This is a genomic window from Pseudomonas sp. URMO17WK12:I12, from assembly GCF_000514395.1.
Classification (GTDB): domain Bacteria; phylum Pseudomonadota; class Gammaproteobacteria; order Pseudomonadales; family Pseudomonadaceae; genus Aquipseudomonas; species Aquipseudomonas mucoides.
The window spans coordinates 168,340-189,217 of sequence record NZ_AZVV01000011.1 but is presented as its reverse complement, the minus strand read 5'-3'; the positions used below and the strand labels follow the sequence as shown (position 1 = coordinate 189,217).

19 protein-coding genes are annotated in these 20,878 nt (G+C 60.1%); 5 read left to right on the top strand and 14 right to left on the bottom strand.

Annotation, left to right across the window (positions count from 1 at the left end):
• Nucleotides 1–98: 98 nt before the first annotated feature.
• Complete coding sequence (locus D882_RS0116645) at nt 99–1,049, top strand: LD-carboxypeptidase (protein WP_027924291.1); 951 nt, start codon at nt 99–101, stop codon at nt 1,047–1,049.
• A gap of 130 nt (nt 1,050–1,179) precedes the next feature.
• On the opposite strand, the gene D882_RS0116640 is transcribed toward D882_RS0116645, so the two are convergent.
• The 5 genes from D882_RS0116640 to leuS all read right to left on the bottom strand — a co-directional run bounded on the left by D882_RS0116640 (nt 1,180) and on the right by leuS (nt 7,246).
• Nucleotides 1,180–2,502 (bottom strand): lytic murein transglycosylase, encoded by a 1,323-nt coding sequence (locus D882_RS0116640; protein ID WP_027924290.1) that lies wholly within the window; start codon nt 2,500–2,502, stop codon nt 1,180–1,182.
• A gap of 61 nt (nt 2,503–2,563) precedes the next feature.
• Entirely contained in the window at nt 2,564–2,728 is a 165-nt protein-coding gene (gene arfA / locus D882_RS0116635) for an alternative ribosome rescue factor ArfA (protein WP_003176285.1), read from the bottom strand.
• A 140-nt stretch (nt 2,729–2,868) separates the two neighbouring features.
• Nucleotides 2,869–3,906 carry a DNA polymerase III subunit delta gene (holA, locus tag D882_RS0116630; RefSeq protein WP_027924289.1) on the bottom strand — a complete coding sequence of 346 codons (1,038 nt, stop codon included), beginning with the start codon at nt 3,904–3,906 and terminating at the stop codon, nt 2,869–2,871.
• 39 nt (nt 3,907–3,945) lie between these two features.
• Entirely contained in the window at nt 3,946–4,551 is a 606-nt protein-coding gene (gene lptE / locus D882_RS0116625) for an LPS assembly lipoprotein LptE (RefSeq protein ID WP_027924288.1), read from the bottom strand.
• An 88-nt stretch (nt 4,552–4,639) separates the two neighbouring features.
• Nucleotides 4,640–7,246, bottom strand: a complete 2,607-nt coding sequence (leuS, locus tag D882_RS0116620) for a leucine--tRNA ligase (RefSeq protein ID WP_027924287.1) — start codon at nt 7,244–7,246, stop codon at nt 4,640–4,642.
• Between the two features lie 279 nt (nt 7,247–7,525).
• Here leuS and D882_RS0116615 point away from each other — a divergent pair, with 279 nt between their 5' ends.
• Together D882_RS0116615 and D882_RS0116610 are read left to right on the top strand one after the other, a co-directional pair.
• Entirely contained in the window at nt 7,526–7,846 is a 321-nt protein-coding gene (locus D882_RS0116615; protein WP_027924286.1) for a hypothetical protein, read from the top strand.
• 116 nt (nt 7,847–7,962) lie between these two features.
• Nucleotides 7,963–8,724, top strand: a complete 762-nt coding sequence (locus D882_RS0116610) for a YdcF family protein (protein ID WP_027924285.1) — start codon at nt 7,963–7,965, stop codon at nt 8,722–8,724.
• Between the two features lie 40 nt (nt 8,725–8,764).
• On the opposite strand, the gene lnt is transcribed toward D882_RS0116610, so the two are convergent.
• The 5 genes from lnt to miaB all read right to left on the bottom strand — a co-directional run bounded on the left by lnt (nt 8,765) and on the right by miaB (nt 14,105).
• Nucleotides 8,765–10,288, bottom strand: a complete 1,524-nt coding sequence (gene lnt / locus D882_RS0116605; RefSeq protein ID WP_027924284.1) for an apolipoprotein N-acyltransferase — start codon at nt 10,286–10,288, stop codon at nt 8,765–8,767.
• Between the two features lie 8 nt (nt 10,289–10,296).
• Nucleotides 10,297–11,136 (bottom strand): HlyC/CorC family transporter, encoded by an 840-nt coding sequence (locus tag D882_RS0116600; protein ID WP_027924283.1) that lies wholly within the window; start codon nt 11,134–11,136, stop codon nt 10,297–10,299.
• 5 nt (nt 11,137–11,141) lie between these two features.
• Nucleotides 11,142–11,636: an rRNA maturation RNase YbeY gene (gene ybeY / locus D882_RS0116595; RefSeq protein WP_027924282.1), complete on the bottom strand. Its 495-nt coding sequence runs from the start codon at nt 11,634–11,636 to the stop codon at nt 11,142–11,144.
• Nucleotides 11,629–12,633: a PhoH family protein gene (locus D882_RS0116590; protein WP_027924281.1), complete on the bottom strand. Its 1,005-nt coding sequence runs from the start codon at nt 12,631–12,633 to the stop codon at nt 11,629–11,631. The genes ybeY and D882_RS0116590 overlap by 8 nt, the downstream gene beginning before the upstream one ends.
• A 143-nt stretch (nt 12,634–12,776) precedes the next feature.
• On the bottom strand, nt 12,777–14,105 hold the full coding sequence (gene miaB / locus D882_RS0116585) for a tRNA (N6-isopentenyl adenosine(37)-C2)-methylthiotransferase MiaB (protein ID WP_032833561.1): 1,329 nt from the start codon (nt 14,103–14,105) through the stop codon (nt 12,777–12,779).
• Nucleotides 14,106–14,239: 134 nt separating this feature from the next.
• Between miaB and D882_RS0116580 the strand changes: the two genes are divergently transcribed.
• Nucleotides 14,240–14,569, top strand: coding sequence for a DUF1820 family protein (locus D882_RS0116580; RefSeq protein ID WP_007894425.1), 330 nt, complete (start codon nt 14,240–14,242; stop codon nt 14,567–14,569).
• Nucleotides 14,570–14,633: 64 nt separating this feature from the next.
• On the opposite strand, the gene D882_RS0116575 is transcribed toward D882_RS0116580, so the two are convergent.
• From D882_RS0116575 to D882_RS0116560, 4 genes are all read right to left on the bottom strand, one after another.
• On the bottom strand, nt 14,634–15,188 hold the full coding sequence (locus D882_RS0116575) for a tetratricopeptide repeat protein (protein ID WP_027924279.1): 555 nt from the start codon (nt 15,186–15,188) through the stop codon (nt 14,634–14,636).
• A gap of 225 nt (nt 15,189–15,413) precedes the next feature.
• A complete protein-coding gene (hemL, locus tag D882_RS0116570) occupies nt 15,414–16,697 on the bottom strand; it encodes a glutamate-1-semialdehyde 2,1-aminomutase (RefSeq protein ID WP_027924278.1) in 1,284 nt (427 codons plus the stop codon).
• 15 nt (nt 16,698–16,712) lie between these two features.
• Entirely contained in the window at nt 16,713–17,336 is a 624-nt protein-coding gene (thiE, locus tag D882_RS0116565; protein WP_027924277.1) for a thiamine phosphate synthase, read from the bottom strand.
• Nucleotides 17,337–17,368: 32 nt separating this feature from the next.
• Nucleotides 17,369–18,166 carry a hydroxymethylpyrimidine/phosphomethylpyrimidine kinase gene (locus D882_RS0116560; RefSeq protein WP_027924276.1) on the bottom strand — a complete coding sequence of 266 codons (798 nt, stop codon included), beginning with the start codon at nt 18,164–18,166 and terminating at the stop codon, nt 17,369–17,371.
• A gap of 325 nt (nt 18,167–18,491) precedes the next feature.
• On the opposite strand from D882_RS0116560, the gene D882_RS0116555 reads away from it, so the two are divergent.
• A complete protein-coding gene (locus D882_RS0116555) occupies nt 18,492–20,876 on the top strand; it encodes a hybrid sensor histidine kinase/response regulator (RefSeq protein ID WP_027924275.1) in 2,385 nt (794 codons plus the stop codon).
• Nucleotides 20,877–20,878: the final 2 nt, after the last annotated feature.

The following is a 20,878-nucleotide window of genomic DNA, read 5'->3' as shown; positions in this document are numbered from 1 at the left end:
GTGTTTTTTCCTGTAACCGGCGGGCGACTGAGCCTCTTCTGTTTGTCCCCGTTCCTGACTACTGTGTGCTGAAGATTTTCGCGCAGGGAGATTCATGGATGACCGTTCGACCGACCCACACGCTGTATCCGCATAAACCTGTTCCAGCCTTGCCGTTGGAAGGGTTGATCGGCGTGATTGCACCCGCCGGCCCTGCCGGGCTGGACACTGACAAGGCCATCGCCTGGATGCGCGCTCGCGGCTATGCGCTGCGGGTATTTCCCGGGGTGTACGAGAAGGAGGGTTATCTGGCCGGCAGTGACGAGGTGCGGCTCAATGATCTGCACGCGGCGTTCGCGGATCCCGAGGTGGATGCCATCATCTGCCTGCGCGGTGGTTATGGCACGCCGCGTTTGCTTGACCGTATCGATTTCGAACTGCTGCAAAACAACGCCAAACCGTTCATCGGCTACAGCGACATCACGGCGCTGCATCTGGCGATCAGTCGTTATGCCGGTTTCGTGACCTTCCATGGTCCGTTGCTCAATGCCGATCTGCTGGGCGACAAGCAGAAACCTACCGAGTCATCGTTTTTCAACATGCTCAGAGGCCAGGTGAAGGCCGGTAGCGTCATTTCGCACCCGGTGGCCTGGCCGTTGACCACGATTGAGCCAGGCATCGCTCACGGGCGTTTGCTTGGCGGTAACCTGTCGATGATTGCCGCGACCATGGGCACGCCCTACGAATTGGAAGCCGAGGGCGTGATCCTGTTGATCGAGGACGTCAACGAGCCGCTGTATCGCATAGACCGGCTGCTGACCCATTTGCGGTTGGCGGGTGCGCTGGGCAAGCTGCGCGGGGTTTTGGTAGGGGATGTGGCGGGGGTTGATGCGGTCGCGCTGGAGCGGTTGCTCAAGCAGACCTTCGAGCCGTTGCGGATTCCGGTGCTGGCTGGTTGGCGTAGCGGGCATTGTGATCCGAACCTGACGTTGCCGATGGGGGCTTTGGTTCGATTGGATGCGGGGAAGAAGGAGTTGGTGCTGGAGCAGGATGTGGTGGTCAAGGCTTAGAGCTTCGTCGCCTGATAGTCCGTCATCGCGAGCAAGTCGAATCGTCGCGCCGTCGCTCCCACAGGTTTTGTGTCGTACACAGAACCAATGTGGGAGCGGGCTTGTTCCGGGCGGCGTTCCGACGATGCTTCTAGCGGTTACGCAAACCTTCCAGCAACTTGTGCGTCGGATATCCATCCGCCGGCCAGCCAAACGACTGCTGTGCACTGCGGATCGCTTTGCGTGTATTGGCGCCGATAATGCCATCCGGGATGCCCGCGTCGTAATTCTGGGCACTCAACAGGCTCTGCAATTCCATGCGCTCGGTACGGCTCAACGGCAAATCATCTTTCGGCCAGGTGCCGCTGATCAGCCCCGAACCATTGAAGCGTTCGGACAACAGACTCACCGCCAACGCATAGGACGACGAGTTGTTGTACTTGAGAATCGCGCGGAAGTTGTCGAGCACCAGGAATGCCGGGCCACGGTAACCGGCCGGCAGCAGCAGGGCTGCGGAGAGGTGTTCCGAGCCTGGCGGAATCCGAGCGCCAGCGGGCAGAGAAACCCCCAGTTGCAACCATTCGGCGACGCTTTTGCGAATTGTGCCATCGGCCAGGACGTAGTTGAAACTGCTTGGCAGTTGCACTTCAAAGCCCCACGGCTGGCCGTTCTGCCAGCCGGAGCTTTGCAGGTAATGCGCGGTCGAGGCCAGGGCGTCGGCGGGGCTGTTCCAGATGTCACGGCGACCGTCACCATCGAAGTCGACAGCGTGGGTGTTGTAAGTCGTCGGGATGAATTGGGTCTGGCCCATGGCGCCGGCCCAGGAACCGAGCATCTTATCGGGTGTGATATCCCCCTGTTGCAGGATTTGCAGGGCGGCGATCAGTTGATCGTGGGCAAAGCCGGGGCGCCGGCCTTCGTACGCCAGGGTCGCCAGGGAGTTGATGACCGACTTGCTGCCCTGGAACTGACCGAAGTTACTTTCCATGCCCCACACCGACACGAGTGCCTGGCGGTCGACGCCATAACGCTGTTCGATGCTTTGCAGGAGGGCCGCGTTTTCGCTGATCAGCGCTTGGCCTTTACGTACTCGCAGTGGAGAAAGGGCGCCGTCGAGGTATTCCCACACTGGACGGGAAAATTCCGGTTGGCTGCGATCCGCACGGATTACGCTGGGGTCGAAACTGACATTGGCAAAGGCGTGGTCGAACAGATCGGCGCGGATACCGGCGGTCAGTGCGTCTTTGCGGAAACCTGCTTGCCATTCGGCGAACGTCTGGGTGGGCTGGATGTCGAGGTTTTCTCCGGCCGGCACCACGGGCGGAATGACCGCAGGGGCTGTCGCGACGGGAAGGGTTTGCAGTGGCTGGGCGTCGGCGGCGGTTGGTTTTTCCGCGCAGGCGACAAGCAAAATGAGGCTGGAGGCAGCGATCAGTTGGCGAACGGGCCAACGACGGGAAAGACGAAGGGGCATGCACAGGTCCAGAAGATACGAATCAGGTACAGACCTTAACATGTCGAAGGGGTGTTCTGCTTTACGCAGCCAGAAAGTAAGAAGCCTCCCAGCTATTAGACTGGAAGGCTTCGCGGCGGTAGCTGCCTTTGCCCTTGCCGGCTCGCTCCTGACGGCTGCGGAACAGTGGCTGGGCGATAATGGATTTGGCCTTGTTCGGGCCATGCTTTGATGGCTTTTTGCTCATGATGATTCTCGCGAGTGAGTGGTTTTTGCAGGGCAAATCATCGGCTGAAGTTGGGGTTCTGTCTAGTCCCCACAGGTTGTAGGACCTTTCGCCGATCGCAAAACCTGTACCAGCTGGCGAAGCCTGCTACAAGGGTGCGTTTATTCGGCGGGCAATGTCAGGCGTTGACCGGCCATCAACAATGACAATCGACTAAGGCTCATCCACGGCGAGCCGGCCGCCTGACCCTTGATCTGCGCGTCAATGCGCTGCGCTTCCAGCAACAACTGCGCCCAGCGTTGCGCCGAGTAACGTTGCAGGGCTTTGCTCATCAAGGGTTTTCGTTTGTCCCAGACCGGTGGGCGGGCTGAGCTGAAGGCTTTGTCCAGTGGCACGCCCTGGCTGTATTGCAACGACAGGTTGGCCAGCAGACGCAGTTCCCGGGCCAGCGCCCAGAGAATGACCGGAGGTTCGACACCTTCACCGCGCAGTCCTTCAAGCATGCGCAACGCGTGGGCCGCCTCGCCATTCAGGATGGCGTCGGTCAGACCGAATACATCGAAACGTGCACTGTCGGCCACAGCGGCCTGTACGGTTTCGACGGTGATCTGCCCACCTTCGGCCATCAATTTGAGCTTTTCGATTTCCTGCGCGGCGGCGAGCAGATTGCCCTCGACGCGCGCGGCAATCAGTTCGACCGCGTCCTGGCTGGCCGACAACCCTGCTTGAGACAGACGCTGGCGAATCCAGCTTGGCAGCTGGTTGGCATCCACTGGCCAGATTTGCACAAACTGCGTGTGCTGACCTTCGACCAGCGCCTTGCCCCACTTGGTCTTCTGCGCACTGCCATCGAGCTTGGGCAAGCTGATCAGCAATATCGTGTCTTCGGCCGGGCGCGAGCAGTATTCGATGAAGGCGGCAGCGCCCTTGTCGCCGGGTTTGCCGGAGGGCAGGCGCAGTTCCAGCAGGCGCTTTTCGGCGAACAATGACATGCTCGCACCCGCCTGCAACAACGTGCCCCAGTCGAAACTGGCGTCGGCGGCGAAGACCTGGCGTTCATCGAAGCCTTGTTGGCGGGCGGCGGCACGAATGGCATCGGCCGCTTCCTGACACAGCAACGGGTCATCGCCGCTGATGATGTAGACCGGCGCGAGGGCACCTTGCAGGTGTTTACCGAGTTGGGCGGGGGCGAGTTTCATAAGAAAGGGCCATCGGGGCGCCGGAGCGCCCCGAAAGTCTTACTGTTGCGGGATCTGGACAGGCGACTGGCGCGGAGTATTCGCTTCAGCCTTCTGTGCGGCTTCCAGCGCCTGGGCTTCGGCCTTGGCCTTGGCTTCGGCGGTCTGCTGCAGCTGATCCAATTGGGTCGGGGTGATCTGTTGCAGGCGCAGCATCATGCGCTGAATCAGCTCGCGACGAGTTTCTGCACGGGCAGTGTCGGCGTCCTGGTCGGACCCCGCCAGGTTGTTGCCGTCATGCATGAAGATCTTTTGCACTTCGAGCTTGTCGCTGATCAGTTGCAGATCATGTGCGCCACGAATGTCGTAGTTCAGAACAGTGGTGATCTGATACTCGCCAGTATGGCCGCCACCTGCGTAGCTGATGATGCGCTGGCTTTCCTGCTCATTGGTCAGCACCAGCTTGTAAGGTGCGCCGGTGTAGACCTTGACGCCACTGCCTTCCAGCACCTGACGCATTTGCTTCACGGTCTCGCCGTAGGCGTTACGGGCGCTCAGGTCGAGTTCCTTGATCGCCAGTTCAGTGGTGCCGGTGCCGCGCAGCTGGAAACCGCAGGCGCTCAACAGGACCGCAAGGCCCATCACCAGCAGATTGCGTTTGATCATTTTGTTGCTCCCCTTGAAACCATGTGGGCCGATCTTGCGGCCCGAAAGGTTTTACTCGGCGCCGGGCATGGCCCGGCGCCTGATCCAATTAGCTGGCGACGATGTTGACCAGTTTCCCGGGCACGACGATCACTTTGCGAATAGTCAGGCCGTCGACAAAGCGCAGCACGTTCTCGTTGATACGGGCCGCGGCTTCGACTTCTTCGCGCGTTGCGCTGGCCGGCATTTCGATCTGACCGCGCAGCTTGCCGTTGACCTGGATGACCAGCGTCAGGCTGTCCTGCACCAATGCGTTCTCGTCCAGCACCGGCCAGGCGGCGTCGATCACCGGGGCAGCGTGACCCAGTCGATTCCACAGCTCGTGGCTGATGTGCGGGGTGATTGGCGCCAGTAGCAGCGTCACGGTTTCCAGACCTTCCTGAACCAGTGCGCGATCCTGTTCGGTGCCTTGCGGGGCTTTTTCCAGCACGTTCATCAGCGTCATCACCTGGGCGATGGCCGTGTTGAATTTGTGGTTCTGGCCGACGTCGTGGCTGGCTTGCTTGATGGCCTGGTGGATCGAGCGGCGAATGACTTTCTGTTCGTCGTTCAGGCCGGCGACGTCCAGTTTGCCCGGCAGGCCCTGAGTGACGTGGGCTTGAGCCAGGCGCCAGACGCGCTTGAGGAAGCGGTGCGAACCTTCCACGCCCGAGTCGGACCATTCCGCGCTCATGTCGGGTGGCGAGGCGAACATCATGAACAGGCGGCAGGTGTCGGCGCCGAACTGGTCAATCATCGACTGTGGGTCAACGCCGTTGTTCTTCGACTTGGCCATCTTCTCGGTGCCGCCGATTTCCACCGGCAGGCCGTCCGCGATCAGCTTGGCGCTGATGACCTTGGCCTTGCTGTCACGCTCGAGTTCCACGTCCGCCGGGTTGAACCAGGTGTAGGCGCCATTGGCCTCACGGCGATAGTACGTCTCGGCGATCACCATGCCTTGGGTCAGCAGGTTCTTGAACGGCTCGTTGGAGCTCACCAGGCCTTCGTCACGCATCAGCTTGTGGAAGAAGCGCGCGTACAGCAGGTGAAGAATGGCGTGTTCGATACCGCCGATGTACTGATCCACCGGCAACCAATGGTCGGCCGCGGATTTTTCCACCAGGCCGCCTTCATAGTGGGGCGAGGCGTAGCGGGCGTAGTACCACGAGGACTCGACGAAGGTGTCCATGGTGTCGGTTTCACGCTTGGCAGGCTGGCCACATTTAGGGCAGCTGCACTCGTAGAACTCGGGCATGCGAGCCAGTGGCGAACCGGCGCCGTCGGGTACGACGTCTTCCGGCAGCACAACAGGCAACTGGTCTTCCGGCACCGGCACGTCACCGCAGCTAGTGCAGTGGATGATCGGGATCGGGCAACCCCAATAGCGCTGGCGGCTGATACCCCAGTCACGCAGACGGAACTGGGTGCGCGAGGCACCAAGGTTTTTCTTGATCAGCGCGACTTCAATGGCGTCAAACGCGCCGGCGAAATCGAGGCCGTCGAACTCGCCGGAATTGATCAGCGTGCCGTGCTCGCCATACGCGTCCTGCCACGGAGCCGGGTTGGTGTCACCCGAGCTTGTGCGCACCACGGACTTGATCGGCAGGTTGTACTTGGTGGCGAACTCGAAATCACGTTCGTCGTGCGCCGGGACAGCCATGACCGCGCCATCGCCGTAATGCATCAGCACATAGTTGGCGACCCACACCGGCAGTTTCTCGCCGGTCAGCGGGTGCTCGACGAACAGCGAGGTCGGCAGGCCTTTCTTCTCCTGGGTGGCGACGTCGGCTTCAGCGACGCTGCCGCCCTTGCATTCAGCGATGAACGCTTGCAGCTCAGGACTGTTCTGCGCGGCCAGGGTGGCCAGCGGGTGTTCGGCGGCCACGGCAACGTAGGTCGCACCCATCAGGGTGTCCGGACGGGTGGTGAATACTTTCAGCGCGCCGGCTTGGCCGATGGAATCGACGTTGTACGGGAACTGCACTTCCATGCCGCGGGACTTGCCGATCCAGTTGCGCTGCATGGTCTTGACCTGTTCAGGCCAGCCCGTCAGTTCGTCGAGACTCTCCAGCAGCTCATCCGCGTACGCGGTGATCTTGAAGTAGTACATCGGGATTTCGCGCTTTTCGATCAGCGCGCCGGAACGCCAGCCGCGACCGTCGATTACCTGCTCGTTGGCCAGAACGGTCTGGTCGACCGGGTCCCAGTTCACGGTGCCGCTTTTCTTGTAGATCACCCCTTTTTCGAACAGGCGAGTGAACAGCCATTGTTCCCAACGGTAGTAATCCGGCTTGCAGGTGGTCACTTCGCGGGACCAGTCCACCGCCAGGCCCAGGCTGCGCAGCTGGGTTTTCATGTAGGCGATGTTTTCGTAGGTCCACTTGGCGGGCGCTACGTTGTTCTTCATCGCGGCGTTTTCCGCCGGCATGCCGAAGGCGTCCCAACCCATGGGTTGCAGAACGTTCTTGCCTTGCATGCGCTGGTAGCGGGAGATCACGTCGCCGATGGTGTAGTTGCGCACGTGCCCCATGTGTAGCTTGCCGCTGGGGTAAGGGAACATCGACAGGCAGTAGAAAGTCTCCTTGCCTGGCTGTTCACTGACTTCAAAGGACTTTTGCTCGTCCCAGAACGACTGGGCGGCGGCTTCGATTTCACGGGGCTGATATTGTTCGTGCATGGCTACTTTTGAACTGAATAGGGGTGGCCTAATCCTCTTCAATGCGACGCTGGACGGTGAGCACGCCAAATCGGCGTTTCGGTGCCCAGACGAGCTGGAAGTGGAGTTACAGGAAGCGCCGTAGCATACATGACCGCACTCTACCGAGGGAAACCCTGATTACGCTCGCGCGTCTCGCAAAAACGGCTGCGAGGGCCGTTGGTCGCAGTGTTCAGCCGGTTTGTTCATGGAAGCTAAGCTCTAAATGGGGAGTGAGTCTTATCTTCAATGAGGTGAGGGATGGTTGAATCACAGCAAAAAGCCACAAAACCGGAACTGTACGAAAGACTGATCGATCGTTTGGGAATGGCCCTGGACGCTGCAAAAACTGCTGGCCGGCTGCGCGATGAGCGTCCCCTGGAGCTGGAACTGCGCGGCCTTAGCCCCGCAGAGTTTGAATTGGTCAAAGCCTATCTGGATCGCTGTGAACGTGAAACACACGGATGCTTGTCAGCAGCAGTGAAGCAACTCGATGCACCACGTTCGGCCAAAATCATCTGGCTCAAGGACAAAGTACCCGGCAGGGACGCGGTAAAGGTCCGGTCTCTGCAATTCAAGTAAGGGCACTTGAGGTCATGGCCCGGCTTCTTTTTTACTCTTTTGAAGCATAGTCCTTCCATATCTGTTGTCGCATTGCGTCAACCAACTTAGGCTTCGGGCATCTCTGGAGATGCTCGATGCCTTTTCGATATTTTGTGAAACAACTGCTGTTACCTCCCGGTATTCTTTTGCTGCTTTTGGTCCTTGCGTGGTGGTTGCGCCGCTCAAGGCCAAGGCTTGCGGGTGCGTGCTTTGTTCTGGGTGTCGGTGGTTTCTGGTTGATGAGCTTGCCCGTGGTAGTGCAGTGGAGTGCCAAAGCGCTTGAGCGTGATCCGCCGTTGTCACGCGACGAATGGGCGACCCTGGGCCAGCGCGCGGACGCCATCGTGGTGTTGGGTTCCGGGCGTGAGCGCGGCGACATTGCCTGGGGCACCGACCAGCCGACTGGCATAGGGTTGGAGCGTGAGCGATATGCGGCGCGTCTGGCCAAAGCTTCCGGTTTGCCTGTGCTGACCAGCGGTGGCCTGCATTACGGTACGCCACCCACCGAAGCGAAGTTGATGGCGGACTCGCTGCTCGATGATTTTGGCGTGACGGTACGCTGGCAGGAAGGGCGTAGCCTCACGACGTGGGAGAACGCGAAGTTCAGTGCCGAGGTGTTGTTGCCTCAGGGTATCAAGCGGGTAGTGGTCGTGACCCAGGCCTGGCACATGCCGCGGTCTGTCTGGAGTTTCCAGAAGGCAGGGTTTGACGTTGTGCCTGCGCCGGTGGGCTTTTTAGGCGTCGACAATGCCCGACCGCTGGGCGGCTGGATGCCGGAATTCAAGTCGATCTGGCAATCCGGACAATTGATGAACGAGGCGGTGGGACAGGTCGGGTATTCGCTTTTCTATCGCTGATGATCGTTCCCACGCTGAGCGTGAGAACGATCAGATGGGGTCAGACGGTTTTTGCCATCCGGCTAGCAATCAACGCCCAACCAAACAACAACACGCAAACGATGATCAACGGCCACGAGCGCCATTGCAGGTACGGCGTCAGGTTGTGCATCGGCACCACTTCGCCGTAGAGGATGCCGCGTTCGAACTGCGGGATCTGCGCGGTAATCTGGCCAAACGGGTTAATCAGCCCGGATACGCCATTGTTGGTGGCGCGGATCATCCATCGGCCCGCCTCCAGTGCGCGCATCTGTGCCATCTGCAAATGTTGCAGTGGGCCGATGGAGGTGCCGAACCAGGTGTCGTTACTGATGGTCAGCAGCAAATCACTGCGCGCTGCAAGGCTGGCGGCGAATTCCGGGTAGACCACTTCGTAGCAAATGAACGGCGCAACCTGATACCCCTTGGCCTGCAACATCGGCTGGTCGGCCGGTCCACGGGCGAAATCGGACATCGGCAGGTCGAAGAACGCGATCAGTCCGCGCAGTACATCCTGCAACGGCACGTATTCGCCGAACGGCACCAGTTTTTGCTTGAGGTAAGTGCCATCGCCTTCGCCGACGACTGTAATACCGTTGAAGAAGCGTTTCTCGTGACGCACTTCCTGACGGATCGGTACGCCGGTAATCAACGCCGAATTACGCTCGGCGGCGAAGTTGCCCATCATGGTCAGGTAGCCCTCGGCGGACGACTTGAGCACCGGTACGGCGGTTTCGGGCCAGATCAGCAGGTCGACGCGTTTGGAGCTGAAGCTCATGTCGCGGTACAGCTCCAATTGCGCGTTGAGCTGCGCCGGGTCCCACTTCATGCTTTGTTCGATGTTGCCTTGAATCGCCGCGACGCTGAGCGCAGGGCCCGCCGGGCTGGTCCAGGCATGTTCTTTCAGGGCCAGGCCGGCCACCCACGGGCCGACCAGCAACAACGCGCCCGCTGCAATAAACCCTCTACGCCCGGTGCGCACCAGTCGCAACGCGTTGTAGATCAGTGCGGCCGTCAGGGCGAGAGTGAAGGAAATCAACCACATTCCGCCTAATGGCGCGAGCCCGGCCAATGGACCGTTAAGCTGACTGTAGCCGGAATAGAGCCACGGGAAACCGGTGAGGAACCAGCCGCGAAATGCCTCCTGGCCGACCCACAACGCTGCAAACGCCAAGGCATCTGCCAGCGGTGCTTCGTTGCGACGTAGCCAGCGCGCCCAAATCCAGGCCGGCAGGGCAAAGAACCAGGCAATCGCTGCGGTGAACGCCAGCATCAGCAAGCCCGCCAGCAACACCGAGGCACCACCGAAGTTGTGAATGCTGTAGTAGATCCAGCTGGTGCCGGCGCCGAACAGGCCAAAACCGAAACACCAGCCACGGCCCAGGGCCTGACGTGGGCTCAGTTCGCGCAAACCGGCGTAAAAGAAGCCGACCGCCAGCAATGCCAGTGGCCAGATATCGAACGGCGCCAGCGCCAGGGTGGTGAGTGCACCGGCCGCCACGGCCAGCAGATTACCGGGCCAGCCGGGACGGGTGAGACGGTGCATGTCAGTCCTTAACGGGCAATTGGAGTCAGGCGCAGCAGATGAATCCGACGGCTGTCGGCGTTCAGGATGCGGAAGCGATAAGGGCCGATTTCAGTGATCTCGTTGCGTTTGGGCAAGTGCCCGAACGCGCTCATCACCAGGCCGCCGACGGTATCGAACTCGTCGTCGGAGAATTCGCTGTCGAAAAACTCATTGAAGTTTTCGATCGGTGTCAGGGCCTTGATCAGGAAGTCACCGCTGGGCAACGGCTTGATGTAGCTGTCTTCCTCTACGTCGTGCTCGTCTTCGATGTCGCCGACGATTTGTTCCAGCACGTCTTCGATGGTCACCAGGCCAGCCACGCCGCCGTATTCGTCAATGACGATGGCCATGTGGTTGTGGTTGGCGCGAAATTCGCGCAGCAGCACATTCAGACGCTTGGACTCGGGCACGAACGTGGCCGGGCGCAGCAGGTCCTTGATGTTGAAGCTGTCGCCGTTCTCCTTGAGGATCAACGGCAGCAAGTCCTTGGCCAGCAACACGCCCATCACGTCATCGTGGCTTTCGCCGATCACCGGGTAGCGGGAGTGGGCCGAGTCAACCACGGCGGGCAGAAACTCGCGAGGGGTCTGGGTCGCCTTGATGCTGACCATTTGCGAGCGCGGGACCATGATGTCCCGTACTTGCAGGTCTGCAACCTGGATGGCGCCTTCGACGATGGCCAGCGCTTCGCTGTCCAACAGTTTGTTCTGGTGTGCATCGCGCAGGAGCTCCAGCAGCTCCTGACGGTTTTTCGGCTCGTGGGCAAAAGCCTGGGTGAGCTTACCCAGCCAAGACTTCTGCCCGTTGCTCGATCGATCTTCGCTCATAGCGATTACTCTGAATCCTTTGTTGTAACGATAGGGGATGTTTCGGTTTCGTCGTCCGCATACGGGTCGGGATAACCCAACTCTGCAAGCAACGTTCGTTCCAGTGCTTCCATTTCTTCGGCTTCGTCGTCATCTATATGGTCGTAACCCAACAGATGCAAGCAGCCGTGAATGACCAGATGAGCCCAGTGGGCCTTCAATTCCTTGCCTTGTTCGGCGGCTTCACGCTCGACCACGGCCACGCAGATCACCAGATCGCCCAGCAGCGGGATATCAAGGAACTCGTCGGGCACGTCGGCGGGGAACGACAGAACGTTAGTGGCGTAATCCTTTTGCCGCCAGGTGTGATTCAGCTCGCGGCCTTCTGCTTCGTCGACCAGGCGGATGGTCATTTCGGAGTCGGCAGTGCGCTGGCGCAGGGCGAGTTCGCACCATTGGCGGAACTCGGCTTCGCTGGGGGCGGACGCTTGTGTAGCCAGTTGCAGATCAAGCTCAAGCATCGCGGCGGTTGTCCTTGGGTGCTTCTTCGGTCACGCGATTTTCGAAGCGCTCGTAGGCTTCGACAATGCGCTGCACCAGTGGATGGCGCACAACGTCCTTGGGCATGAAATGGGTGAAGCTGATGCCCGGCACGTCCTTGAGCACCTCGATCACATGGTGCAGCCCGGACTTGGTGCCTTTCGGCAGGTCGACCTGGGTAATGTCACCGGTGATGACCGCGGTGGAGCCAAAGCCGATACGGGTCAGGAACATCTTCATTTGCTCGACGGTGGTGTTCTGGCTCTCGTCGAGAATAATGAAACTGTTGTTCAGCGTGCGACCGCGCATGTAAGCCAGCGGTGCCACTTCGATGACCTGGCGCTCGATCAGCTTGGCGACGTGTTCGAAGCCGAGCATTTCGTAGAGCGCGTCATAGAGCGGGCGCAGGTACGGGTCGATCTTCTGCGACAAATCGCCGGGCAGGAAGCCGAGCTTCTCGCCGGCTTCAACCGCTGGACGAACCAGCAGGATGCGACGAATCTGCTCGCGTTCCAGCGCGTCTACGGCGCAAGCCACGGCCAGATACGTCTTGCCGGTACCGGCAGGGCCGATGCCGAAGTTGATGTCATTACCGAGAATTTCTTTCACATAGCGCAGCTGATTCAAGCCTCGAGGGCGAATCATGCCTTTCTTGGTGCGCAATGCGACGGAAGGTTCGGAGGGGGAGACGTTGTCCAGTTCCTCGACGGCCGATTCCTGCAGGAACAGGTGAACCATGTCCGGCGACAGCTCGGTACCCTTGGTTTCCCGGTACAGACGGCGCAGGAGGTTTTCCGCGGAGGTGGTGTGTTTAGGTTCGCCGATCAATTCGAACTGGTTTCCGCGGTTGCGGATCTCGATCGTCAGGCGCTGTTCGATCAAGCGTAAATGCTCGTCGAATTGCCCGCACAGATTGGCGAAGCGGCGAGCCTCAAAGGGCTCGAGGATGAAACGATGCGGTTCTATGGGTGCGTTCAAGGTCGTATTTAGCCGCCCTGGGGCAATTAAGATGAAATCAAGGATAACGCCAGTGGGCTGGGTGCGAAAGCTCTTAATATTCCAGCCTCAAACACGGACCCCTATGGGAGCGAGCAGGCTCGCTACCACAGGGTTACTCAGTGTTACTGGATCAGCGAGCCCCGCAGCGAGTGCGGTTGTGCGGCATCGATGTGCACGTCGGCGAATTGGCCAATCAAGGTTGGCGTGTCGCAGCGGAAGTTGACGATACGGTTATTCTCGGTCCGGCCTTGCAGTTCGCCGGGGTCTTTTTTCGAGTAATCGGTGACCAGGATCCGCTGGATCGAACCGACCATTTGTCGGCTGATTTCGAAACCTTGCTGGTTCAGGCGATGTTGCAGGGCGTTCAGGCGCTCTTTCTTCAACGCTTCCGGCGTCTCGTCGACCAGGTCGGCCGCCGGGGTGCCCGGGCGCTGGCTGTAGACGAACGAGTAGGAGAAGTCGAAACCGACGTCTTCGATCAGCTTCATGGTTTGTTCGAAGTCTTTTTCGGTCTCGCCCGGGAAGCCGACGATGAAGTCCGAACTGATGCAAATGCCCGGCACGGCGGCCCGCAGCTTGCGCAGTTTGGATTTGTATTCCAGCGCGGTGTGGTTGCGCTTCATCGCCGAGAGAATTCGGTCCGAACCCGACTGCACCGGCAAATGCAGGTGTTTGACCAGTTCCGGCACATCGGCGTGGGCCTGGATCAGGCTGTCGGAGAACTCCAGCGGGTGCGACGTGGTGTAGCGAATCCGGTCGATGCCATCGACGGCGGCCACGACACGAATCAGCTCGGCCAGATCGGCGAGGCGACCGTCATGCGTGGTGCCGCGATAACCGTTGACGTTCTGACCCAGCAGTGTCACTTCGCGCACGCCGTTTTCAGCCAGGTGGATGATCTCGGCAATCACATCGTCGAACGGCCGGCTGACTTCTTCGCCACGGGTGTACGGCACCACGCAGAAGGTGCAGTACTTGCTGCAGCCTTCCATCACCGACACATAAGCGCTTGGGCCATCGATGCGCGGTTCGGGCAAATGGTCGAACTTTTCAATTTCAGGGAACGAGACGTCAACTTGCGGCAGCTTGGTGGCGCGTGCGGCGTCGATCATTTCCGGCAGGCGGTGCAAGGTTTGCGGGCCGAAGACCACGTCGACATACGGCGCGCGATCACGAATGGCTGCGCCTTCCTGACTGGCCACGCAACCGCCGACGGCGATCACCATGTCCGGGTTGGCGAGTTTCAGTTCACGCCAGCGGCCTAACTGGGAATACACCCGGTCCTGGGCGCGCTCGCGAATGGAGCAGGTGTTGAGCAGGATCACGTCGGCGTCTTCAGCGCGGGCGGTGACTTCCAGGGCCTGGTGTTCGCCCAGCAAGTCGACCATGCGCGAGCTGTCGTACTCGTTCATCTGACAACCGTGGGTTTCGATGTAAAGCTTCTTGGCCATGGACAGAGTCATCACGTGATTCAAAGAACCGCGCATTATAGGGAACATGTCCCAAGGTTCCTACCGCTGTGCGTCCGGTGGCTATGCTATAGTTCGCGCCCTCATTTTTATCCCAAATGTGTTGCTCGCCCACCATGACCAAACGTGAAGCTCCAATCTACAAGGTGATTTTCCTCAACCAGGGCCAGGTGTACGAAATGTATGCCAAGCAGATCTATCAAAGTGATCTGTGGGGCTTTCTGGAAGTGGAAGAGTTCGTCTTTGGCGAGCGCACGCAAGTGGTCGTCGATCCGAGCGAAGAGAAGCTCAAGGCTCAGTTCGAAGGCGTGGTACGCAGTTTTGTGCCGATGCATTCGATTGTGCGCATCGACGAGGTCGAGCGCCTGGGTACGCCGAAAATCAGCGAAGCCCGTGGCGCGGTCGGCAATGTCATGCCGTTTCCGATGCCGATGCCTGAAAAGTAAGCCTTAAAACCGAGTCGCCCCATTCGACTTGCTCGCGAAGGGGCCTGTCATTTCGCCGCAGAAATCAGGGTAGCGGTGCAAAAGGCGTTCGCCCATCCGCATTCTGCAATTCCATCAGGTATTTACGAAAGATTTGCCCCAGCACCTGAGTCGCCACTTCCAGCTCTTCGCGCGGCATTTTCTCGGTGACTTCGTCGGCGGTGTCCAGCGCATCTTCAGCACCGTTGACCGCAGCCATTTTCAGCAGAATGTAAGCCTGAACGTTATTGGCCTGAACACCTTCGCCATGGAAGAACATGGTGCCCAGTTTGAATTGCGCCTGGGCGTGGCCTTGCAGCGAGGCTTTTTCGAAATAGCTGAGGGCTTGATTGAGGTCGCGAGGCGCGTTTTTGCCTTCGTAGTAGAACTCACCCAACTCGTATTGCGCTTGTGCATCCCCTTCATCCGACGCTTTCTGGCAGGCGGCGAGCGCTTGCGTCAGGTCTTGCGGCTGAGTATTGAGGGTGCAGCGACCCATCGCTGGGATTAACAACGAGTTGCCGCCTGCTTGTGCGTGCGCGAGCAGGGGCTGAAGGAGCAACAGGCAGCCCAGTGCAAGGGCGCGGCCGGTGCGGTTCATGAGAATCGACTTACCTCTGAAGGGCGCGCGGACCCATCGAGGGATCCAATAAGCGCGCATTATGAAATAAGCAGGGCCAACCTTACAAAGTCTTTACTCGTTTTTCTGCTGCGCGGGGAATATATCGCCCAATTTGCGGGAGATTATTGGCAGAAGCGTAGGAATAAGGGTGTGAATGCAGGTAAAAGCTGACGCTGGCAGTCGCCAACGTCAGCGGCAGAGCGATTATTTCAATGCGGCGAATGCACGCTCAGCGGCATCCAGCGTCAGTTTCAACTCGGCGTCGCCATGGGCGATCGAGGTAAAGCCGGCTTCGAATGCGCTCGGCGCCAGGTAAACGCCACCTTCAAGCATCAGATGGAAGAAGCGACCGAACAGCGCCGCGTCGCTGGCCATTACGTCATCGAAGGTCACGATGTCGTCGGCGCCACTGAAATACAGGCCGAACATGCCGCCCGCCTGCGTGGTCACGAACGGAATACCCGCCGCATCGGCGCGTTGTTGCAGGCCATCGAGCAGGCGACTGGTGTAGTCGCTCAGCTCGGCATGGAAGCCTGGACGGCTGATCAGGCGCAGGGTGGTCAGGCCAGCGGCCATGGCCAGCGGGTTACCCGACAACGTGCCTGCCTGGTATACCGGACCCAGTGGCGCGATGTGCGACATGATTTCGCGTTTACCGCCGAAGCAGCCGACCGGCATGCCACCGCCGATAATCTTGCCGAAGGTGCTCAGGTCCGGCGTTACGCCGAAATGCGCTTGTGCGCCGCCGAGGGCGACGCGGAAACCGGTCATCACTTCGTCGAAAATCAGCACCACACCGTGCTTGTCGCACAGGGTCCGCAGGCCTTCGAGGAAACCTGGCGCCGGCGGTACGCAGTTCATGTTGCCAGCCACGGGCTCGACGATGATGCACGCCACGTCCTGGCCGACTTCGGCGAGCATGGTTTCCACCGCGTCGATGTCATTGAATGGCAGGGTCAGGGTGTGTTTGGCGAAGTCCGCCGGCACGCCGGCCGAGCTCGGTACGCCCTGGGTCAGCGCGCCGGAGCCAGCCTTGACCAGCAGACTGTCGGAATGACCGTGGTAGCAGCCTTCGAACTTGATGATGCTGTCGCGGCCGGTGAAACCACGGGCCAGACGGATCGCGCTCATGGTCGCTTCGGTGCCGGAGCTGACCATGCGCACCATTTCCATCGACGGCACGATCGAGCAAACCAGGTCCGCCATTTCGGTTTCCATCGCGGTCGGGGCGCCGTAGGACAGACCGTGTTCCAGCTGTTTACGCACCGCGTCCAGCACGTCCGGATGGCTGTGGCCGAGGATCATCGGGCCCCAGGAACCGACGTAATCCACATAACGCTTGTCGTCTTCGTCGGTGACGTAGGCGCCTTCAGCGTGTTTGAAAAACAACGGGGTGCCGCCGACGCTTTTGAACGCGCGTACAGGCGAGTTCACGCCACCGGGAATGTGTTTCTGGGCATTGGCAAACAGGGTTTCGGAACGAGACATGGTCGGGCTCTCAAATCAGACTTTAAGTAATTCGTTAAACGCGCGAGCGCGGCGGGTCACTTCGGCTGCGCTCTCGGCGCCAAACAGACCGTGGACAACCGCCAGCAGATCAACTCCGTGGGCCACCAATGGCGCGGCATTTTCCAGGGTGATGCCCCCAATCGCGCAGATTGGCAGGTGCAGTGTGCTGCGGGCCTGATCGAGCAAGTCGAGGCTGCAGGTCGGTGCGCCGGGTTTGGTGTTGGAGTTGAAGAAACGGCCGAAGGCGACGTAACTGGCGCCTTCTTTTGCAGCCTGTTCGGCGAGTTCGAGTTGCGCGTGGCAAGTCGAACCGATGATGGCTTGGCGACCGAGCAGGGCGCGGGCCGGGGTCAGTGGGCCGTCGGTCTGGCCCAGGTGCACGCCAACGTTCAGGCGCGCAGCGAGCTCGGCATCGTCGTTGATGATCAGGTGAGTCTTGTAGCGTTCGCACAAATCACGCAGCGCCTCAGCCTCACGCAGACGCCGTGCCTCGTCGCTGCTCTTGTCGCGGTATTGCAGCAGGGTGACGCCGCCTTCCAGCGCCGCCTCCACGTACGAAAGAAATTTACCGGCCAGCAACTGGCTATCGGTAATGGCGTACAGGCCACGTAGTTTCATCGGACAAGCCTCGGCGCTTTACGCTTCAATAGTTACGAGCAGAAATCCAGGGGCAGACGGCGCGGCACGAACTGGCCTTTGCCCAGCTGCTCTGCATCACGCAGGGTTCGCCATGTGTAGTTAAGCGCGGTCTGTACCGCACTGGCGAGGTTTTCACCCTGGGCCAGACGACCGGCCAAGGCGCTGGCCAGCGTGCAACCGGAACCGTGATAGCTGCCGGGCAAGCGCTGGCAGGTAAAGGTTTCGCGGCGACCGTCGCGGCTGTAGAGGCGGTTGTGGATTTCGTGTTCGTCGCCATGGCCGCCAGTGATCAGCAGGTGTTTGACGAACGGCAACAGTTTTTCGGCGCATTCGTCGGCCGTGCCTTCTGGCAGTTCGGCGAGGATGCGCGCTTCGGGAAGGTTAGGGGTGGCGATGATGGACAGGGGCAGCAGGCGTTCGCGCATGGCGTAGCCGACTTCGTCCTTGCCCAGTCGTCCGCCACCGCCGGCGCGCAGCACCGGGTCGCAGACCACCGGCAAATGCGGGTGCGCCGAGAGCAGTTCGACAACGGTGTCGACCATCTCCAGGGAACCGAGCATGCCCAGTTTGACCGCAGCGACTTCGGAATCGTTGAGCACGGCATTGGCCTGGGCCAACACCCACTCACGGTCGAGGACGCGAAAGTCAGTGACGTTGACCGTGTCTTGCACGGTCAGGGCAGTGACGGCCGGAGCCGCATGGCAACCCTGGGCGAGCAGGGCTTCGATATCTGCCTGCAAGCCGGCGCCACCACTTGGGTCGTGGCCGGAGAGACAGAGGACAACGGGGCGAGAGCTGTAGATATTCATGGTGCGCGAGCTTACCACCAGTCGACCAGCGAGTCATGAGACGGACTTGTAGCGGCTGGCGAAGCCTGCGTCCGGCTGCTACAGGGATATGTAAAACGGCCGATGCATTGATAGAACCTGACCAACCACGCTGATTTTGCGCAAAATTTGTCGCTGGAACGCCCGTACTAGAGCCTCTGCAGTAAATTTTTCAATGGTGTTCAATGGCCACCAGCGGCTATGCTAGAGTGGATCCAAACCAATAACAGGTAATGCCGGTTTTACGTCTACTCAAAGGGAATGAGGGGCTTCCTGAGATAACCGGACAGGCCACGCTGGGGCTTAAATGCGCTATTTGCTGATGTTGCTGCTTTGCTTGCCCCTCATGGCGAGCGCCGTCGAGTTCGACGAATTCACCCAGAGCCTTCCCCTGGGCCGAGTCATGCAGGTGTACGAAGACGCGGGTGGTCAGGCGACCATCGCTGATGTTCGTGCGCAGGCTGCGGCCGGAAACTTCAAACCCCACGACAAAGCCACGCTCAACGCCGGGTACTCGCGTTCGGTGTTCTGGCTAAAAATCGATCTGCATTACCGCCCGACCAACCCCGCGGCGCAGCGCACCTGGTTGCTCGAGCTGGCCTATCCGCCCCTCGATCACCTTGATCTGTACTTGCCCGATGCAACCGGCAGCTATCAATTGGTGCGGCAGACCGGTGATGCCTTGCCGTTTGCCACTCGCGAGATCCGCCAGAACAACTACCTGTTCGATTTGAATTTCACCCCAGACCAGGCGCAAACCGTCTACTTGCGCCTGCAAAGTGAAGGCTCGATTCAGGCGCCGGTGACCTTGTGGTCGAGCACCGCGTTTCTTGAAGAACAACCGGTGCGCCTCTACGTTTTGGGGCTGATCTACGGCGTGTTGCTGGGGATGTTGGTGTACAACCTGTTCATCTACCTCAGCGTGCGAGACACCAGTTACCTCTATTACATCTTCTACATTGCCTCGTTTGGCCTGTATCAGCTGTCAGTCAACGGCGCGGCCGTGGAGTATTTCTGGCCGAATAATCCCTGGTGGGCCAACGCGGCCACGCCGTTCTTCATCGGCTGTGCCGGGCTGTTCGGCAGCCAGTTCGCCCGCAGCTTCCTGCAGACCGGGTCCTACGGTCGCTGGCTCGACCGCTTGTTGCTGGCATTGATTGCATTCGGCGCGGTGGTGATCGGGTTGTCATTGATGGCCAGTTACGCCCTGGCCCTGCGCCTGGCCACAGCGTTGGCCTTGACCTTCACCGTGGTGATTTTCGCCGCCGGGTTGTGCGCCTGGCTTCGCGGCCTGCGGGTGGCGCGCTACTTCATCATTGCCTGGTCGGCGTTTTTGCTCGGCGGCATCGTCAACACGCTGATGGTGCTGGGTTACCTGCCCAACGTGTTCCTGACCATGTATTCGAGCCAGATCGGTTCGGCGATTGAAGTCGCCTTGCTGTCGCTGGCCCTGGCCGACCGCATCAACGCCATGCGCGAGCAGCAGGCGCAAACGTTGTTTGATGCCGGCCAAAAACTTGAAGTGCTGAACCAGCAACTGGCCCACAGTAACAAGCTCAAGGACGAATTCCTCGCCACCCTGACCCACGAATTGCGCACCCCCATGAACGGTGTGATCGGTTCTTTGGAGTTGATGCAGACCGTCGAGATGGACCCGGAACTGGAGCAATACCAGCAGACCGCCGCCGGTTCCGCGCGGGACATGATGCGCATGGTCAACGGCATCCTGACCCTGACCGAATTGCAGGCCGGCAAGCTCAAGGCCACGCCGGCAACGTTCAGCTTGCGCGGTGTGGTCGATGCCTTGCGGGCGCAGTTCGAGGGCAATGCCTCGAGCAAGTCGCTGGACTTCAAAGTCGACGTCACGTCGGGGCTGCCGGACCGCTTGCACGGCGACAGCACCAAGCTGGCGCAGTGCCTGGAATGCCTGCTGGACAACGCGATCAAGTTCACCCGGGTCGGCGGGCTTGCGCTGCGGGTGACCGGCAAACCGGTGGAAAACGGGCGGCTGTCGTTGTCGTTTGCGGTGATCGACACCGGCATCGGCTTCACCGATCTGGGGGAGGCGACGATGTATCAGCGTTTCTTCCAGCTCGACGGTTCGATGACTCGCGAGTACGGCGGCCTGGGCGTAGGCCTGGCGATTTGCCGGCAACTGGTCGAATTGCTCGGTGGCCGCCTGACACACCGTTCGGAGCCGGGCAGTGGCAGCCGGTTCCAGCTGGATGTCGACTTTGAAGTGCCCGTGGTAGAGCGCCCGCACGTGCCGTTGATGAGTGGTGATCCAGCGCGTTTGCGCCTGCCTCAGGATTGCAGCGTGCTGCTGGTCGACGACAACAGCGTCAACCAGTTGGTGATGCGCGGCATGTTGCTCAAGCTCGGGTTTCGGGTGCGTTCTGCGGACAACGGCGCGGCCGCGCTCGATCAGTTGCAGCGTGAAACCTTTGACGCGGTGCTGCTCGACTGCCAGCTGCCGTCTCTGAATGGCCTCTCGTTGTGCTGCCAGATCCGCGACTTGCCGGGTTGCGCCGAGTTGCCGGTGTTTGTGGTCGCACTCAGCGTCGATCGCGAACGCTGCCCGACCGGCGACATGATCGATTACCTGAACAAACCGGTGAAATTCGAAGATTTGCAGGCCGCCCTGTATCGGCGGGTGTTGTGCCCAAGGCAAGGCGAAAGCGCCGACAGTTAGGC

Coding starts and splice junctions, on each gene's coding strand:
- hemL (WP_027924278.1), bottom strand. CDS start 16,697: ATGTCTCGTTCCGAAACCCTGTTTGCCAATGCCCAGAAACACATTCCC.
- D882_RS0116615 (WP_027924286.1), top strand. CDS start 7,526: ATGGTTGAATCACAGCAAAAAGCCACAAAACCGGAACTGTACGAAAGA.
- miaB (WP_032833561.1), bottom strand. CDS start 14,105: ATGGCCAAGAAGCTTTACATCGAAACCCACGGTTGTCAGATGAACGAG.
- D882_RS0116645 (WP_027924291.1), top strand. CDS start 99: ATGACCGTTCGACCGACCCACACGCTGTATCCGCATAAACCTGTTCCA.
- ybeY (WP_027924282.1), bottom strand. CDS start 11,636: ATGCTTGAGCTTGATCTGCAACTGGCTACACAAGCGTCCGCCCCCAGC.
- holA (WP_027924289.1), bottom strand. CDS start 3,906: ATGAAACTCGCCCCCGCCCAACTCGGTAAACACCTGCAAGGTGCCCTC.
- lptE (WP_027924288.1), bottom strand. CDS start 4,551: ATGATCAAACGCAATCTGCTGGTGATGGGCCTTGCGGTCCTGTTGAGC.
- arfA (WP_003176285.1), bottom strand. CDS start 2,728: ATGAGCAAAAAGCCATCAAAGCATGGCCCGAACAAGGCCAAATCCATT.
- thiE (WP_027924277.1), bottom strand. CDS start 17,336: ATGAAACTACGTGGCCTGTACGCCATTACCGATAGCCAGTTGCTGGCC.
- D882_RS0116640 (WP_027924290.1), bottom strand. CDS start 2,502: ATGCCCCTTCGTCTTTCCCGTCGTTGGCCCGTTCGCCAACTGATCGCT.
- D882_RS0116610 (WP_027924285.1), top strand. CDS start 7,963: ATGCCTTTTCGATATTTTGTGAAACAACTGCTGTTACCTCCCGGTATT.
- D882_RS0116580 (WP_007894425.1), top strand. CDS start 14,240: ATGACCAAACGTGAAGCTCCAATCTACAAGGTGATTTTCCTCAACCAG.
- D882_RS0116560 (WP_027924276.1), bottom strand. CDS start 18,166: ATGAATATCTACAGCTCTCGCCCCGTTGTCCTCTGTCTCTCCGGCCAC.
- leuS (WP_027924287.1), bottom strand. CDS start 7,246: ATGCACGAACAATATCAGCCCCGTGAAATCGAAGCCGCCGCCCAGTCG.
- D882_RS0116575 (WP_027924279.1), bottom strand. CDS start 15,188: ATGAACCGCACCGGCCGCGCCCTTGCACTGGGCTGCCTGTTGCTCCTT.
- D882_RS0116600 (WP_027924283.1), bottom strand. CDS start 11,136: ATGAGCGAAGATCGATCGAGCAACGGGCAGAAGTCTTGGCTGGGTAAG.
- lnt (WP_027924284.1), bottom strand. CDS start 10,288: ATGCACCGTCTCACCCGTCCCGGCTGGCCCGGTAATCTGCTGGCCGTG.
- D882_RS0116555 (WP_027924275.1), top strand. CDS start 18,492: ATGCGCTATTTGCTGATGTTGCTGCTTTGCTTGCCCCTCATGGCGAGC.